Source organism: Gammaproteobacteria bacterium (assembly GCA_028819075.1).
Taxonomy (GTDB): Bacteria; Gemmatimonadota; Gemmatimonadetes; order Longimicrobiales; family Gaopeijiaceae; genus BD2-11.
On the sequence record JAPPMM010000014.1, the window covers coordinates 70,203 to 86,219 of the forward strand.

Sequence of the window (16,017 nt, forward strand, 5' to 3'; positions counted from 1 at the left end):
TGAACCAGCGCCGTCCCCAGCCCGAAGGCCAGGGCCAGCCAGGCTACCGGCGGAATCCAGGTGTTCGGCTGCCCTCCTCGGCCGGACTACACATCTTGCGCGATTTACGAATTCTTGCCGCCCCCCACGTCCTCCGCATCGAAGAGGTCGCGCTGGGTAAGGTCCGTAGCGCCCTCGGCGCGCGCCTCCTCGATGAGCCGGTCACGGAGGATCTTGCGCACGCGCAGATCGGTGTGAAGCCCGGCCAGAAGCATCACCAGCATGCCCACCAGGAGCGCCGCGAAAGCCACCATCGTGACCGGAAACCGGTAGAACTGGGCGAACCCCAGGTCGAGCGTGATGCGCTGGTCGCCGTTATGCGCGGTAAACCAGATCACCAGCCCGACAAAGGCCGCCACTCCGGTCAAGGCCAGCCATCTGCTCAAATCGGCTCCGCAGGCTGGGATCCGTTCGCCAGCCGGCGGCCCGTGAACGTGGCCCCGCTGGTTCCGGTGAGCTCGACGATCGCGTACGCGCCCTCGAGGCTGGTGGGCGCGGCAAAGGCGACCACCTTTCCACGCCGGGTGCGGCCCAGCATCTGCCCCGGACCCCGGGCTTCCTTTTCGACCAGCACTTCCTCGACCCGCCCCACCTCCGAGCGGTTGATCTCGGTCTGGACGGCACGGGCCACCTTGATCAGCTCCCGCAGGCGGGCCCCCGCCTCGCCGTCCTCGATGAACCAGTGCGCCGGCATGCGGGTCGCAGGGGTCCCCTCGCGGGGCGAGTAGCGATAGGTGTAGACGTCGTCGAAGCGGACCGTGCGCAGCAGATCCAGGGTGTCCTCGAAGTCGTTGCGGGTTTCGCCCGGGAAGGCGCAGATGACGTCGGTGGAAAGTGCGATGTCCGGGATCGCCTCGCGCACCATCTCCACCCGCTCGAGGAAGCTCTCCACCGTGTAGCGGCGCAGCATGCGCTTCAGGGTGCGGTTGTTGCCGGACTGCGCGGGCAGATGCAGCTGCTCGCACACGGCGGGCTCGGAGGCCATCACCGCCACGAGTTCGGGCGTGACGTCGTTCGGGTGCGGCGAGGTGAAGCGCACGCGCCGGATGCCGGGGATGCGGGCCACGCCGGCGAGCAGGCGCGCAAAGCTCCAGTCCCCCCGGGCGTAGGAGTTCACGGTCTGTCCCAGCAGGGTGACCTCGGTGACGCCGTTGGCGGCGATGCTCCGGATCTCCGCCAGGACCTCCTCGGGACGGCGGTTCTTCTCGGGGCCGCGGACGTACGGGACGATGCAGAAGGTGCAGCGGTGATCGCAGCCGCGCTGGATCGGAACCCACGCCGAGATGCGGGACGTGCGGCGCTGCTCGAGGCCTTCGTAGTTCTCCGCCGGATCCAGGGAGAGGACCGAGAGGCGCCGTCCGGGCTCGGAGAGGGCGTCGAGACGCTCCGGCAACTCGCGGTATCCGTCCGGGCCCATCACCAGGTCGACGTAGGGGGCCTGTTCCAGAAGCGTGTCGCCCATGCGCTGGGCCATGCAGCCGGTGACGCCGATCACGAGATCGGGGTTGTCGCGCTTCAGGCCGTTCAGCTGCGACACCCGGCCCAGGACGCGCCGTTCCGCGTGCTCGCGGATGGCGCAGGTGTTCACCAGAACCACGTCGGCCTGCCCGGGGGTCTCGGCCACGGCATAACCCCGCCGCTCGAGAACGCCGGCCATCAGCTCGCCGTCGCTGATGTTCATCTGGCAGCCGTAGGTCTCGATGTAGACGCGCTTGGGGGCGGCCACCGGCAGCCGGACGGCGGTACCGGATCCTGTCGCGGCGGTCGGGGCCCCGGCACCCACTAGAAGCTCGAAGCCCGGAAGGAAAACGTGTAGCGCGAGAAAGACTCCGAGACCGAGTCCGTGGCGCGGGTGCCCCTTTCGTACGAGAAGTCGAAGGAGGCGATGACGAGGTCCTCGGTCTCGAGCAGGTTCCAGCCGAAGCCGGCGGCGAAGCCGCTCTCGGTCGGGGTCGAGGCGTCGATGGAAAAGGGCAGCCCGGCCTTGCGGTAGCCGACCCGAACGGGGAAGCCGCGGCCGAACAGGCCCATTCCCGACCACTCGAACCCACCCCCGAAGGTGGTGACGGCGCCGCGCGCAGCCGCGCCCGCACCCGATTCGGCCGGCTTCCAGTTGGAGCGCCCGAAACCAATGGTGGCGGCTACCACGGGCGTGAGCATCGCGCTGGCCCCGATGCGGAATTCCGTGGGCAACTCGAAGCGGGCTTCCCCGCCCTCGGTCTGGCCCACCGGGGTCGCCCGCAGGTCGCCGGACCAGGTCAGGCTGCCGGAGATGCGCAGGAAGCCACGGAAATCCCACATGGCTCCGAGCCCGAAGGTTGTGCCCGTCATCTCCCAGCGGCCGCGCTCCCGAAAGCGGTCGCCGGTCGGCTGTTCCTCGTCCTCAACGACGCCGATGGTGCGCGAGAAGCTCCGCACCTGGGTCCCCGTGTGATAGCCGAGGGTGGCCGCGACGGAAAGACCTCCGGAAAGGGCGCGCGCGAAGCCGATGCGGGCCGCGCCCACGCTGCCATCGGACTCGTAGGTGTCGGCGACATCGATCGAGTCCTGCTCCTGCGCGAGACGAAGGGTCCGTTCGGCCTTCCAGTTCTGTTCCAGGAGGCCTCCGTAGGACAAGGTGGCAACCCCGTAGTTGCCCACCGGATAGGACAACGCCAGCAGCGGAAAGCGGGTGCCTTCGATCGGGACGCTCTGGTCGCCGATGGCCGCCGCGCCGCGGCTGGGCTGGATGGTGACCGAGATGCTGGGGACCGTGATGCGGCTGGCGCGGGCCGGATCCGTGGGAAGCACCGCGCCGCCGAAGAGGCCGACCCCCACCGAGCCCAGCGCGCGCGAGCGGCCGTCGAGCGCCTCCAGGGGAATGCCCAGGCCCTGGCTGCCGATGAGCGACTGGGCGGCGAGCGGCCGGGGCGCCGCGAGGGCGAGGAGCGCGACGGCTGCAGCCATGACGGGCACCTTGGCTGCTACCGGGACGGCGATGCGGGGACGGGCGCCGGGGCTCATCTCATGCTCATCCCGGAGAGCTGGCTCACGAGGATGCGAAGCAGCGGCGGCGAACTCGAGTCGGGTCCCAGGAACCGCATCAGCTCGAAGCTCTGAGGCTCGATGGCGGCCAGCAGCGCCACCGTATTGGGCGCCGGAACGCTGTCTTCGGTAATCCCGCGAGCCAGGTCCTTGATGAAGCCGGTGATGGGAATCTCGAGCACGCGCCCCTCCTCGCCGGCGAAGACCTCCGGAGGCACCTGCAGGACCGGGATCTGGATCGAGTTGCCCAGGGGCGCGCGCGGCAGGTGCTCGGGCGAGGGAATCGGGCGGGCGTCGACGAAGAGCGTGTCGGTGGGGCGCAGGGCCGCGTCGGTGGGCCCCGGGGTCAGGACGAGCGCCGCCTGAGTAATGCCGTCGGCGTTGAGCGGAACGGTACACTCGGCTGAAGGGCAGGCTTCGCCGCTGATGGGAAGCGAGGACGGCAACTGCACTTCGAAGACGGTGCGCCAGGCCGGGGCGCCGCCGATCTGCAGCGTGCCCTCGGGGAGGGAGGGAACCGGGTCGTAGATGAAGGTCAGGTGTTCCGAATAGGTGTCGGTGGTGACCATCGTGTCCGACCGGATCGACGGCAGCGCGTCCATGACCAGGTTTGCCGAACGCACCTTCACGCGCTCGCCGGGTGTGACCATCCGCACCAGCATGCCGCGGGCTTCGTCTTCGGTGTCCCACGCCTTGATGACGAGGGTGTCGATGGCGAAGAAGGCGGAGTCGGATTCCGCCGGATCCCACACCGCCGTGGCGATCGGCGTGGCGTCACCGCCGCCGGGGTCAGCCCAGGCGACCTGTTCCCCGAGAGTGTCCACGGCGTGGACGAAGGTGGCGGAGGGCGGATGCCAGCGCTCGCTGATGAGCGATGCGGACAAGGTCACCGGTCCGGAGGGGGCCGCCAGGGTATCGAAGCGGAGGACGGCACGCCCGCCCACCAGCGTGAGGTCCGGGTCGGTGACCGTGGTGCCGGCGGTGTCGCGAATGCTGGCGGAGCGCGGGATGGGACCGAATCGCACCAGCGTGCGCGCCTCCAGGCCGTCTTCGCCGAACTCGGTGGCGACCAGGGGAACGGCCACGTCCGAAGCGCGGCCGAAGCCCCCGAATACCTGAACGCCGCGGGCGAACTGGTCGTGGGAGAGATGGACCTCCGAGGTGATCACCGTGACGGGAAAGGTCAAGCCTTCCACCGCGGTGGGCGTCTCGTACCCGCAGGTGGCGGTGAGAAGCGCAGCCACGGCCGCAAGCGCGCGGGCCGCGCGCTTCAGCCGGAAGGGCGCGGGAAGGAGCGCTGCCAGGCTCCAGTCGGCGGTCCCCTCGGGTGACTCGGAGCGGACGGAGAGCCGGGGCGAAAATTCTGCGAGGGCCTGGCGGCAGAGCCCACAAGGGGAGGCGGGCGGACCGGACGAGGTGCTGACGGCGACGCGGGTGAACGACCGGTGGCCAGCGGCCACCGCCGCGGCCAGCGCCGAGCGCTCGGCGCACAGGGTGAGGCCGTAGGAGGCGTTCTCCACGTTGCATCCCGAGAACACGGCGCCCTCCGCCGTCTCCAGCGCCGCGCCCACCTGGAACCCGGAATAGGGAGCGTAGGCGCGCTCGCGTGCGGAGCGCGCATGGTTCAGAAGTCGCTCGAAAGCGTCCGTCATGCTTGCCAGATCCGCGGAAGTCGGCCGGTCAGACCGGTCAGGACCTCGTAGTTGATGGTGCCGGCCTGGTCCGCCACCTCCTCGACCGTGATTTCATCATCCCGGTCGGAACCGATAAATGTAACGATATCGCCGGGGCGCGCGGCGGGGACGCGCGAGATCTCTACCACCGTCACGTCCATGGAGATCCTTCCGACCAGCGGCACCCGCCGCCCGCGCACCAGGGCGTGCCCGCGGTTGCCCAGCGCGCGCGGCAGGCCGTCGCCGTACCCGATCGCGACCGTGGCCCATCGCTCGCGCCCGCGCGCGACGTGGGTGGCGCCGTAGCCCACGGAGCTGCCCGCAGGGACGTCGCGCACCAGGGTGATGCGGGCGCGCACGGCCGCCACCGGGGCGGGTCGCGGCAGGTCGGGCGCGGATGCTCCGCCGTACAGGAAGAGGCCGGGACGCACCGCGCTGGCCGCGTACTGCGGGCGGCGCAGGACGGCGGCGGAGTTGCAGGCGTGGACCCAGGCGTCCGCGGGCAGGGACAGGTGGCCGACGGCCTCCTGCAGGCGCGCCCACTGCCGGTCGATGGTGCCCGCGGCCTCGTCGGCCGAGTGGAAGTGGGTGTAGCATCCGCCCCAGCGGAGGGGGCGGGCGGCCAGCGCCGCCACTTCTCTCCCCCAGGACGGCGCCGAGCGCCAGTCGAGACCGGCCCTGCCCATCCCCGTGTCCACTTCCATGTGGAAGGTCGCGCCGCGTCCGCGGCGGGCGGCCTCCCCGGCCAGGGCGCGCAGGTTGTGCAGATCGGAGAAACACAGGGTCAGGCCCGCGTCCACGGCCGCGGGGAGGGAGGAAGCGGGGGGCGGGGTCATCACCAGCACCGGGCGCCCCACCCCGAGCGCCCGCACCTCCAGCCCCTCCTCCACCGTCGCCACCCCGTAGCCGCCGGGCTCATCGGTCTCCAGGACCGCTACCGCCTCGCGCACGCCCAGGCCGTACGCGTTCGCCTTCACCATCGGGATGACTGCGGCGGAGTCGCCGGCGGCTTCGCGGATGTGCGCCAGGTTTGCGCGCAGCGCCGCGGCATCGACCTCAACCCAGGCGCGCGCCCGGGGATCGTCGAGCCTCACCATGGGCGAAAGGTGCCGACGCCAGGGGCGGGGGGCAACAAGTCGGGACGCGGCGGTCCATGATGTCTGGACTTCTCCCCCAGGGTCCGGAATACTACTCCCGGCCGGCATCCCAACCCCGAATGACACTGCCCGTATCGTGACCACAAGCGAACGCAGCACCACGCATCCATCCGAAACCACGGCATCCGACGGCATCGCCCCTTCGGAGGGCGTTCTCGACCGCGCGCTCGCCATCGTCGAGTTCCTGCGCGCCAACTGTCCCTGGGACCGGGCCCAGACCGCGGAGTCGCTCATCCCCTACCTCATCGAGGAAAGCCGGGAAGTAGTGGATGCGATTCGCTCCGGGGACGCCGGGGAACTGGAGGGGGAACTCGGCGATCTGCTGCTCAACGTGGCCTTTCAGATCGTGCTGGCCGAGGCGGCCGGCGCCTTCGACCGGGATTCGGTGGTGGATCGGCTGGAGACGAAGATGAAGCGGCGGCATCCCCACCTCTTCGGCGAGGGCGAGCGGGAGGACTGGGAGGCGCTCAAGGCAAGGGAGCTTTCGGACGACGAGAGCGTTCTCTCGGGGCTTCCCGGCGGGTTGGAACCGCTCGTGCGCGCACATCGCATTCAGGAGAAGCTGAGCGGGGTCGGCTTCGACTGGGAAGACGCCGAAGGAGCCCGGCTCAAGGTGGCCGAGGAACTCGAGGAGATTCGGGCGGCGCTCGGCCGGGGAAATCCCCGGGAGGTGATGGACGAGGCCGGCGATCTCCTCTTCACGGCGGTCAACCTCGCGCGCCTCGCCGGCGTGCATGCGACCAACGCGCTCGCGCGCACCAACCGCAAGGTGGAAGCCCGCTTCCGGCGCGTGGAGGAACTCGCGCGCGACGGCGGCAGGCGGGTGGCGGAGATGTCGCTGGAAGAACTGGACGCGCTCTGGGACGCGGTGAAGGCGGAGGCGCGGGACGCGGAGGAGACGCCGGGCGGCTGACGCGCGACGGACGCCGCTCGCTCGCGGGCGAGGCGGAACCGGCCGTCAGGGCGTCAGGCGATTCATCAGGCGCGGGAAGGGGATGAGCTCGCGGATGTGCGGGCGCCCGGTCATCCACGCCGTGAAGCGCTCGATCCCGAGACCGAACCCCGAGTGCGGGAAGGTGCCGTAGCGGCGCAGGTCCAGATACCAGCCGTAGGCCTCCGCGGGGAGCTCCTCCTCGTCGATGCGCGCCGTCAGCCTGTCGAGGTCGTCCTCGCGCTGGCTCCCGCCGATGATCTCGCCGTAGCCCTCCGGGGCGATGAGGTCGTTGCACAGCACGGTGCGGGGGTCGTCCGGGTTCTCCTTCATGTAGAAGGCCTTCGCCCCCTTCGGATAGTTGTAGACGAAGACCGGGCGGTCGAAGTGCTCCGCGATGCGGGTCTCGTCGGCGCCGCCCAGGTCCGCGCCCCACCGGGTGTCGCTGCCGGCCGCGCGCACGATCTCCAAGGCCTCCGTGTAGCTGACCCGCGGGAAGGGCGCCTGGATGCGCTCCAGGGCCGAGAGGTCGCGGCCGAGCACCTCCAGTTCGCCGCCGCACCGCTCCAGCGTCCGCCCGACCAGGTAGACCACCAACTCCTCCTGGAGGCGCATGTTGTCCTCGGAGTCGGCGAAAGCGACCTCGGGCTCAAGCATCCAGAACTCGGTCAGATGGCGCCGGGTCTTGGATTTCTCGGCGCGGAAGGTGGGGCCGAAGCAGTACACCTTGCGGAAGGCTGGGCACGCCGCCTCCACGTACAGCTGCCCGGTCTGCGCCAGGAAGGCGCGGTCGCCGAAGTAATCGGTCTCGAACAGGGTGCCCGCGGATTCGCCGATCGCGCCGGTGAGGATGGGGGTGTCGATGCGGACGAAGTCGCGTTCGTACAGGAAGTCGTGAATGCCCTTCTCCACCTCGGCGCGGATGCGCAGGCCGGCGCGCTGGGCCGAGGAGCGCAGCCAGAGGTGCCGGTAGTCGAGGAGGAACTCGACCCCGTGCTCCTTGGGCTGGATGGGAAAGTCCACGGACGCGCCCAGCAGACGGACGTCCTCCACCAGGAGCTCGTAGCCGCCCGGGGAGCGCGCATCCGCCTGGACCGACCCTGTCACGCCGACGCATGACTCTTGCGTGAGGGCGCAGCCGAGCTCCCAGGCCTCGGGGGTGAGCTGCTTGCGCAGCAGGACGCCCTGCACCAAGCCGGTGCCGTCGCGCACCACCACGAAGGCGACACGGCCGTGGACGCGCACGTGCTCCACCCAGCCGCGTATCGTGACGCTCCGGCCGACGCTGGCGCCGAGCTCGCGTACGACGGTTTCGGGGGAAGCCATGGTGGTCTCCTGGGTGGGATCGGCTGGAGATGGACGGTCCCCGGGCGCGGACCGTCGGTAGCTAGTGTGTCACGGAGGAAGCGTCAAGTCCAACTGCGGCCGGGGCTAACCCACCGCGCGGAGTTGCAGGCGGTCGCCGAACCGGCCGGTGAGCAGATGGCGCCGCGTGGTGTTCTCCGGGGCGAGCAGATCGGGGTCGCGGTCGATGGTCGCGCGGGCGTGTTCGCGGGCGGCGCGCATGAGGTCCTGGTCGAGCGTGAGGTCGGCGAAACGCAGAACGGGCTGCCCGTGCTGCTGGGAGCCGAAGAAATCCCCTTCCCCGCGCATGGCCAGATCGGCCCGGGCGATCGCAAAGCCGTCGTGCGTGCTCCGGAAGACCCTCAGGCGCTCGGCGGCGGCCTCCTCCGCGTCGGCGATGGCGACGCAGTAGCTGCGGTCGGCCCCGCGCCCGACCCGGCCGCGGAGCTGGTGCAGCTGCGAGAGGCCGAAGCGCTCGGCGTGCTCGATGAGCATGACGGTGGCGTTGGACACGTCGATGCCCACCTCCACGACCGAGGTGGCCACCAGCACGTCCAGGTCGCCGGCCAGGAAGGCGCGCATTACCGTATCCCTCTGCGCGCCGGGAAGCTGGCCGTGCAGGAGGCCGACCCGGAAGTCCGGGAACTCCTCCGCGCGCAGCCGTTCCCATTCCTCCGTGGCCGAGCGCAACTGCAGCTTGTCGGACTCGCCCACCAGGGGATAGATGACGTAAACCTGCCGCCCGCGCGCCAGCTCGTCCCGGACCAGCCGGTACGCTTCGCCACGGCGGGAAGGCCGCAGCCAGCGGGTTGCCACCGGTTTGCGCCCGGGAGGCAACTCGTCCAGCACGCTCAGGTCGAGGTCGCCGTAGAGGGCGAGCGCCAGCGAGCGAGGGATCGGCGTCGCCGACATGATGAGGGTGTCGGGGGCAGGGTCGCGCTGGCCCAGGACCATCCGCTGACGCACTCCGAAACGGTGCTGTTCGTCCACCACCACCAGTCCCAGGCGCGCGAACTCCACCGTCTCCTGGATGAGCGCATGGGTGCCGGTCACCACGAGGCCGCTGCCGTCGGCCAGGGCGGCGAGCACGCGGGCGCGCTCGCGGGCATCGGTGCGGCCGGTGAGCAGCAGGGTCTCGACCCCGAGCGGGCCGAGCAGGCGCTCGAGGCTGCGGGCGTGCTGCTCGGCGAGCAGCTCGGTGGGCGCCATGAGGGCGGCCTGGTGCCCGCCCTCCACCGCGAGCATCATGGCGAAGACGGCGACGATGGTCTTCCCCGCCCCCACATCCCCCTGCAGCATGCGGTTCATGCGGCGGTCCGCGGTCATGTCCGCGTAGATCTCGCGCAGCACCCGGGCCTGGGCATCGGTCAGGCGAAACCCGAGCGACTCGTGCAGAGGACGGATCAGCCGGTTGCTGCGGCCGAAGCGGATGCCGTTGACGGCGGTGGTGCTCCGGTGGCGGGCGTGGGCGTGCATCAGCTGCAGGAAGTAGAGTTCGTCCCAGGCGAGACGCCTTCGGCCTCGCTCGGCCGCGTCGAGGCTCTTCGGGGCATGCAGGCTGGAGAGCGCTTCGGCCAGAACCGGCACGCCGATCTCGCGGCGCTCTCCGGGGGAGAGGTACTCCTCTTCCTCCACCTGCCGCAGGAGCGTGGACAGATTGCGCTCCAGCAGCTGGCGCAGCACCCACTGCGGTACGGACTCGGACGCCGGATAGACCACGAAGATGGTGCCGCGGGCTCCGCCCTCCTCTCCCTCGGAGGCGCCGCGGGCACGCCCGGATTCGAGAACGGCGAACTCGCGGGGCTGGATCTGGCGGCCGTGAAAGAAGCGCACCGTTCCGGCGGCGAGCAGCAGGTCCCCCTTGCGGATCCTGCGATCGAGCCACGGCTGTCCCGGCCAGGCGCAGGTGATGTGGCCGGTCTCGTCCTCGATCACGGCCTGAAAGATGCGCAGGCCCTTGCGCGTGGGGATGACCCCGGAGCTGCGCACCCGCCCGACCACGACGGCGGCGTCTCCCACTTCGAGCCCGGCCACCGGCTGAACGGTGGAGGCGTCCTCATAGCGCCGGGGCACGTGATAGAGCAGGTCGCGCGCCTTGCGGATGCCCAGTCCTGCAAGATTCTCCGCGCGCCGGGGACCGACGCCCTTGAGGTACTGGACGGGGGAGTCGAGCCTCGAGAAGCTCATGCCGGAGATCCGAAAACGCCCTCCAGAAACGCGTTCGCGTCGAAGGGCTCGAGGTCACCGGGGCCTTCTCCCACTCCGACCAGCTTGACCGGCAACCCGAACTCCTGCCCGAGGGCGACGACGATGCCCCCGCGCGCACTGGAATCCATCTTGGCGAGAAGAATCCCGCTCGGATTCACCGCGTCACGGAACACCCGCACCTGGGCAAGCGCGTTCTGACCCACGGTTGCGTCGAGCACGATCAGGGTCTCGTGCGGAGCGCCCGGCAGCTTGCGGGCGATGACCCGCCGTACCTTGGCGAGTTCATCCATCAACCCGGTGCGGGTGTGGAGGCGTCCGGCGGTGTCGACGATCGCTACGTCAACGCCGCGCGCGCGGGCCGCGTCGATGGCGTCGAAGGCGACCGCGGCGGGATCTCCGCCGGGCTGTCCGGCCACGAACTCGGCGCCGGTGCGGTCCGCCCAGATGCGCAGCTGGGAGATCGCGCCCGCCCGGTAGGTGTCCGCCGCGGCGAGCAGGACCTTCCTGCCCCGGGCAGCGAGAACATGGGCCAGCTTGCCGGCGGAAGTGGTCTTCCCCACCCCGTTGACCCCGACCATGAGATAGACGGCGATGCCCTGCGCGGGTTCGCGGAGAGCGAAAGCGACTTCCGTTGCCGAAGCCGCCGGAGCCCCTTCGGCCGATGCCACGGGAAGCAGGATCCTCGCCACTTCGTCCCGCAGGGCGTTGCGTAGCGCCTCCGGGCCGCGGAGCCGTCCGCGCCGCTGGAGTGCTTCGACGCGATCCACCAGCCGCAGCGCGGCCTCCACGCCGAAGTCGGCGGCCAGCAGGCGGTCCTCGAGTTCCTCGAGCGTCTCGGTGCCCAGACCGCGCGCGGATGGCCGGAGGTCGGGGAGGGCGAAGCCCGCGACCCTCCGCCACAGCGACCCGCGCGTACCGCTCCCTTTGCCGGTCAGTCGGCCCAGCGGCGTCACAAACGCTACCGGAGGCCCCGGCGGCGGCGGCCGATCCACTCGCCGCACAGCACCGTCAGGACGAGGATGAAGGGCAGGGGGTGCGTGCGCAGCGGACGGCCGACAGCCGCGTGGACGCCTCCTTCGGCCGCGTCCCCGCCCACCGCGTCGACGACGGGCGGCAACCGGAGTTCGCCGGTGTAGCGCTCGACGTCGAAACGGCCGCTCACCTCCTCGCCGCCGGCCCCCGTGGACAGCACGAAATCATAGGCGCCCGGGTCCAGCGGCGCGGTGGTGAAGGCCTCTGTGGAATCCACCGCGACCGTGGACTCGAAGACCGTTTCGCCGGCGTGGATGAGACGAAGGCCGAGTTCCTGCCCGGCCATTCCGGGCGCCTGCCAGCGAACGGGGCTCCCGCGCCCGATCACCGGCTCGGCGGGACCGGGTGGACCGGCGGCCGCAAGGCGCTCGCCGGCGAACAGCCAGTTCGCCACTCCAGCCCACAGGGACCGGTAGGCGCGGCGCGGCGTTGCCTCGCGGGCGGCCCAGCGCCAGTAGCCCTCGGCCAGGCCGACGCCTACGCGCCTGCCCTGCTCGGCGATCAGGACGACGGCGGCCTCTCCGGTGCCGCGCCCGCCCAGATGCACCTGCAGGGCGACCGTTCCCGAGTGCGCCGTTGCGGGGTGGAGGGCGGTGAGGGGCGGCAGAGCCCCGAGATCCAGGTCGGCGAACTGCCCGGCCACCGGCGAGGCGGGGAGGTCCGCGGCCACGTACCACTCGCCCTCGACCTCGCCCGCCACCGCCACCCCGCCCAGCGACGCACCCGCCCGGTCGGCCGGGAACATGAGCAGACGCCGGGCGTTGCGGGAGGCGTCGCGCACCCAGCCCGGAGCGGTCGCGCCGACGCCGTGCAGCACCACGATGTCGGCGCCGGCGAGCATCGTGCGCAACTCGCCCTCGGTTACCTCGTCCACGCTCTCATCGCCGCGGGCGATCGGCAGATACCGCGACCCGGCGACGCGCAGGTAACCGCGGGCGGGCAGCCCGGTCACGTCCTCCAGCACGGGAAGCAGGTGACGGGGCTCCCAGTCCGGAAGCAGGGAGAGCAGGACCAGCCCGGCCTGCGGGGGCGCTACGCGCACATGGCGCACCCGGCGGTCGTCGTCGGCAAAGCCGTCGTCCTCCAGCACGACGGTGGCCACGTAGCGCACCAGCCCCTCGGCCGTGGGAGCGGGGAGGTCCACGAGCGTGCGCGCGACTTGGCCGGGCGGGGGGATCTCCACCGGAATCGAGGCCACCAGGCGGTCCTCCTCCAGCACCTCGATGCGGGCGGCGGCACCCGGGGCGGCCTCGCCGAACACGGTGACCTCGGCGACAAAGGGTGTCCCCCGTTCGACACGCGCGGGCGGGGCGAAGTCGGCCACCCCCGCATTCGCCACGGTCCCGCCCACCACCTCAAGGCGGGCCTGCAGCCCGGGCACCACCGGAAGGCTGCCGAAGTCGGCATCGGTCAGGCGCCCGTCGCTCACCACCGTGACCGCGCGCGCGCCGGATTCGGCCGCCGCGCGCAGGGCCGGGAGGAGGCGGGAGGAGGTGGCCGAGGGCGCGCGCGCGTCCAGCTGGTCGGCCGCGCCCGCCGCCACGGCATCCCCGAAGACCAGGATCCGGCCTCCGCCGCTCGCGAGGCGCCGCGCTTCCTCGACCGCGTCCGCCCACGCCGTCTCCCCGCCGGGAGAACCGGCCGCCATGCTCAGGGAGCCGTCCAGCAGCACCAGGGCGCCCTGGCCGACGCCGTCACCCGCGCCGGCAGGCAGACGGGGATTCCAGATGAGCAGCGCCACGAGGCAGATCGCCAGCGCTCTTGCAAGGGCCAGCCATCGCCGGCCCGTCACCGGCAGTTCCCGGCGATGGTAAACCCAGAGAGAGAAGCCGCACGCCGCCGCCAGCAGGAGGGGCAGGACGATCCAGGAAAGCAGGCTCACTCTTCCGACCCGGCGCAGGCGCCGGATTGGGTCACTGGTCGTCCTGGGGCTCTGCCCCGCCCTCGGCTCCTTCCGCGACTACGGAAGCGCCCGGCAAGGCCCGGCCTGGCAGGAACGCCGGGCTGGCGAGAAGCGCGCTGCCCTCGGCAAGCTGCTCCTCCCACAGGGGCCACATCGCGTCCGGAATGGGATCTCCCGGAGGGGTGCGGATGTCCAGGGGATCTTCGACCCGGCCGTTCCGGCGCAACTCGTAGTGGAGATGCGGTCCGGTTGCCAGCCCCGTCATGCCTACGTACCCGATCGTCTGGCCCTGTCTCACCCGCGCTCCCGCCGCCACGCCGGCGCCGAAGCCGCTCAGGTGCGCGTAGCGCGTCACGAAGCCGTTGCTGTGCCGGATCTCCACCAGGTTGCCGTAGCTGCCGCTCCAGCCGCGGTGGGTGACCACCCCGCCGGCGGTCGCCATGACCGGAACGCCGACGTTGGCGGCGTAGTCGACGCCGTTGTGGGCCCGCCATGTTCGCAATACGGGGTGGAAGCGGGCGCTCTGCACGCGCGAAGAGATCCGGCGGTACTCCAGCGGCTTGAGAAGAAACTGCCGCTGCACCGACCTCCCCTCGGGATCGTAGTAAGCCCCCTCGCCATCCCCCGAGGCATCGAACCAGAATGCCCGAAAAGGGGTTTCCCGGTTGACGAACTCCGCGGTCACGATGCGTCCGTTGCCTCTCATGGATCCGTCGGGGCGGACGGCGCGCTCCAGGACGACGCGGTAGGAATCGCCCGGCTGAACCTGCCGGTGGAAGTCCACCTCCCACTGGAAGATCCGGTCGAGACCGTCCAGGAGCTTGGCGCGGTCGCCGGCGGGCATGAACTGAAGCGACGGGTTCCCCATCACGGCCATCCAGAGACTCGAGCGGATGGTTCCCTCGAAGAAGACCGTGTCGGTCACGACCGGAGTTCGCATCATGCGCGAGGTCCAGCCCTCCGCGGCCCGGTCCAGGTACATGACCGAGTCCGGGCTGAGCCCCACTTCCACCGCCGTCAACACACCGTCGCGGCGGTCTCTCCAGTAGGTTACCGGTGTGCCCGCAACGAGCCGGCGAGGATTGGCCGGCTCCCCGAAGGCCTCCAGCAGGTCGACCCGGTCATTGGTCGAGAGGGAGGCGGCGAGCAAGAGCGAACCCAGCGTCTGGCCGCGCCGCAGACTGACTCGCTCCGCCACTTGCGGGGGCGCGGCCGCGACGGAGGGCAGGGTACCGGCATCGTAGGTCACGGACCTGCCGGAGGCGAGCCATGCAGTCGCCCCCAGCCCCACGACCGCCGACACGATGGCCGCCGCCACCGCGACTCTCCGATCCGCCGCCACGCGCAGCATCCCGCTGCTGCCTCCACCACGCCCGTCGCCATGCCCGTCCGGCGCCTGCCTGGACCTGCCCCGATCCGCTCCTCCCACAAACGTCACCGGGCCAGCGTCACGAAGGTCGGCAGGTCAAGGATATCGACCGGCCCGCGAACGATGACGCGCTGGCGCTTCCGGGGCTGCACCGGCGTGGGGGTACTGGGAGTCTTGTTCATGCTCGCCGAACTTCTGCCTGTGACTGCCGCCGCCTGCCGTGCGGCCGCCCGCGCCAGCCGCGGGGACGGGATCGGCGACGGTCTCCGGTCCAATCCGGAGGGGGCGCCGTTGCTCGCCATCTCCGGCCGCAGGGCGCCGGGTTTTTCGGATCCGTTGCCGAACCCCGTGGCTATCACCGTGACCCTCACGCCCTGCTGCAGCTTGGGATCGTGGACCGCGCCGAAGATGATCTCGGCATCGTTGCCGGCCTCTTCCTGAATGATACTAGAGATCCTGGTCACGTCGTCAATGGCGAGATCCATTCCGCCCGTGATGTTGATCAGCACCCCGTGGGCGCCCTTGAGGGACACGTCGCCCAGAAGCGGAGAGGAGATGGCCTTGCGGGCCGCTTCCTCGGCCCTGTGTTCCCCATCCCCGAAACCGGACCCCATGAGGGCTCCGCCGCCGCAGGCCATTACCGTGCGCACATCGGCGAAGTCGACGTTGACCTCGCCGGCGACCCGAATGAGGTCGCTGATGCCCTGGGTGGCGTGCAGGAGAATCTCGTCGGCCTTCTTCAGGGCGTCCTGGAAGCTGGTCCCCTTGCCGACCACGGTCATGATGCGGTCGTTGGGGACGACGATCACCGTATCCACCGCCTTGCGCAGCTCCTCGAGGCCCTGCTCGGCCTGCCGGAGGCGTTTCCTGCCCTCGAACGAGAAGGGCCGGGTGACGATGCCGATGGTGAGCGCACCCATTTCCTTGGCGAAGCGGCCGATGATGGGAGCGGCTCCGGTCCCCGTCCCGCCGCCCATGCCGGCGGTGATGAAGACCAGGTCGGCCCCCTGAATCGCCCGGGTCACCTCCTCGGCGTTCTCGTGGATGGCCTGGCGCCCGATTTCGGGACGGGCCCCCGCGCCGAGGCCGCGCGTCAGCTTCTTCCCGATCTGGATGCAGATCGACGCCCTCGACTGACGCAGCGCCTGGGCATCCGTGTTCGCGGCGATGAGCTCCACGCCCAGGAGGTTCTCATCGACCATCCGGTTGACCGCGTTGCCGCCGGCGCCACCGCAGCCCACCACCTTCATGCAGGCGCTGGGGGTCTCGCTTTCGTCGAAGACGAACGTCGGGCCTGTCTTCTTCTCGTCGTAGTCGATGATCGTCATTGTCTCCTT

At 70.8% G+C, this 16,017-nt stretch carries 11 protein-coding genes and 1 pseudogene; 1 reads left to right on the plus strand and 11 read right to left on the minus strand.

Annotated elements, in window-relative coordinates; translation table 11 throughout:
- Nucleotides 1–104: 104 nt before the first annotated feature.
- The 5 genes and pseudogenes from OXU32_01475 to alr form a co-directional block, all read right to left on the minus strand.
- Entirely contained in the window at nucleotides 105–425 is a 321-nt protein-coding gene (locus OXU32_01475) for a hypothetical protein (protein MDE0072641.1), read from the minus strand.
- Complete coding sequence (gene miaB / locus OXU32_01480; GenBank protein MDE0072642.1) at nucleotides 422–1,822, minus strand: tRNA (N6-isopentenyl adenosine(37)-C2)-methylthiotransferase MiaB; 1,401 nt, start codon at nucleotides 1,820–1,822, stop codon at nucleotides 422–424. The genes OXU32_01475 and miaB overlap by 4 nt, the downstream gene beginning before the upstream one ends.
- Nucleotides 1,822–3,042 carry a hypothetical protein gene (locus tag OXU32_01485; protein ID MDE0072643.1) on the minus strand — a complete coding sequence of 407 codons (1,221 nt, stop codon included), beginning with the start codon at nucleotides 3,040–3,042 and terminating at the stop codon, nucleotides 1,822–1,824. The genes miaB and OXU32_01485 overlap by 1 nt, the downstream gene beginning before the upstream one ends.
- 1,298 nt (nucleotides 3,043–4,340) lie before the next feature.
- Nucleotides 4,341–4,715: pseudogene (gene cdd, locus OXU32_01490) on the minus strand (cytidine deaminase).
- Nucleotides 4,712–5,833 (minus strand): alanine racemase, encoded by a 1,122-nt coding sequence (gene alr, locus OXU32_01495; protein MDE0072644.1) that lies wholly within the window; start codon nucleotides 5,831–5,833, stop codon nucleotides 4,712–4,714. Before alr ends, cdd begins: the two are co-directional and overlap by 4 nt.
- A gap of 136 nt (nucleotides 5,834–5,969) precedes the next feature.
- Here alr and mazG point away from each other — a divergent pair, with 136 nt between their 5' ends.
- Nucleotides 5,970–6,806 carry a nucleoside triphosphate pyrophosphohydrolase gene (gene mazG / locus OXU32_01500; GenBank protein ID MDE0072645.1) on the plus strand — a complete coding sequence of 279 codons (837 nt, stop codon included), beginning with the start codon at nucleotides 5,970–5,972 and terminating at the stop codon, nucleotides 6,804–6,806.
- Between the two features lie 45 nt (nucleotides 6,807–6,851).
- Here the strand turns inward: mazG and asnS are convergent, their stop codons facing one another.
- From asnS to ftsZ, 6 genes are all read right to left on the minus strand, one after another.
- Nucleotides 6,852–8,150 carry an asparagine--tRNA ligase gene (gene asnS, locus OXU32_01505; GenBank protein MDE0072646.1) on the minus strand — a complete coding sequence of 433 codons (1,299 nt, stop codon included), beginning with the start codon at nucleotides 8,148–8,150 and terminating at the stop codon, nucleotides 6,852–6,854.
- A 105-nt stretch (nucleotides 8,151–8,255) separates the two neighbouring features.
- The gene (gene recG, locus OXU32_01510) at nucleotides 8,256–10,355 is read right to left on the minus strand and encodes an ATP-dependent DNA helicase RecG (GenBank protein ID MDE0072647.1); all 2,100 of its coding nucleotides are present in this window, start codon (nucleotides 10,353–10,355) and stop codon (nucleotides 8,256–8,258) included.
- Nucleotides 10,352–11,329, minus strand: coding sequence for a signal recognition particle-docking protein FtsY (ftsY, locus tag OXU32_01515; protein MDE0072648.1), 978 nt, complete (start codon nucleotides 11,327–11,329; stop codon nucleotides 10,352–10,354). The genes recG and ftsY overlap by 4 nt, the downstream gene beginning before the upstream one ends.
- 5 nt (nucleotides 11,330–11,334) lie before the next feature.
- Nucleotides 11,335–13,290 carry a hypothetical protein gene (locus tag OXU32_01520; GenBank protein ID MDE0072649.1) on the minus strand — a complete coding sequence of 652 codons (1,956 nt, stop codon included), beginning with the start codon at nucleotides 13,288–13,290 and terminating at the stop codon, nucleotides 11,335–11,337.
- Nucleotides 13,291–13,321: 31 nt separating this feature from the next.
- Nucleotides 13,322–14,662: a M23 family metallopeptidase gene (locus OXU32_01525; protein ID MDE0072650.1), complete on the minus strand. Its 1,341-nt coding sequence runs from the start codon at nucleotides 14,660–14,662 to the stop codon at nucleotides 13,322–13,324.
- An 83-nt stretch (nucleotides 14,663–14,745) separates the two neighbouring features.
- A complete protein-coding gene (gene ftsZ, locus OXU32_01530) occupies nucleotides 14,746–16,008 on the minus strand; it encodes a cell division protein FtsZ (GenBank protein ID MDE0072651.1) in 1,263 nt (420 codons plus the stop codon).
- Nucleotides 16,009–16,017: the final 9 nt, after the last annotated feature.

What these genes read in the sequence shown, in the direction of transcription:
- OXU32_01485 (MDE0072643.1), bottom strand. Translation starts at nt 3,042, where the DNA reads ATGAGCCCCGGCGCCCGTCCCCGCATCGCCGTCCCGGTAGCAGCCAAG.
- alr (MDE0072644.1), bottom strand. Translation starts at nt 5,833, where the DNA reads ATGGTGAGGCTCGACGATCCCCGGGCGCGCGCCTGGGTTGAGGTCGAT.
- asnS (MDE0072646.1), bottom strand. Translation starts at nt 8,150, where the DNA reads ATGGCTTCCCCCGAAACCGTCGTACGCGAGCTCGGCGCCAGCGTCGGC.
- recG (MDE0072647.1), bottom strand. Translation starts at nt 10,355, where the DNA reads ATGAGCTTCTCGAGGCTCGACTCCCCCGTCCAGTACCTCAAGGGCGTC.
- OXU32_01525 (MDE0072650.1), bottom strand. Translation starts at nt 14,662, where the DNA reads ATGCTGCGCGTGGCGGCGGATCGGAGAGTCGCGGTGGCGGCGGCCATC.
- ftsZ (MDE0072651.1), bottom strand. Translation starts at nt 16,008, where the DNA reads ATGACGATCATCGACTACGACGAGAAGAAGACAGGCCCGACGTTCGTC.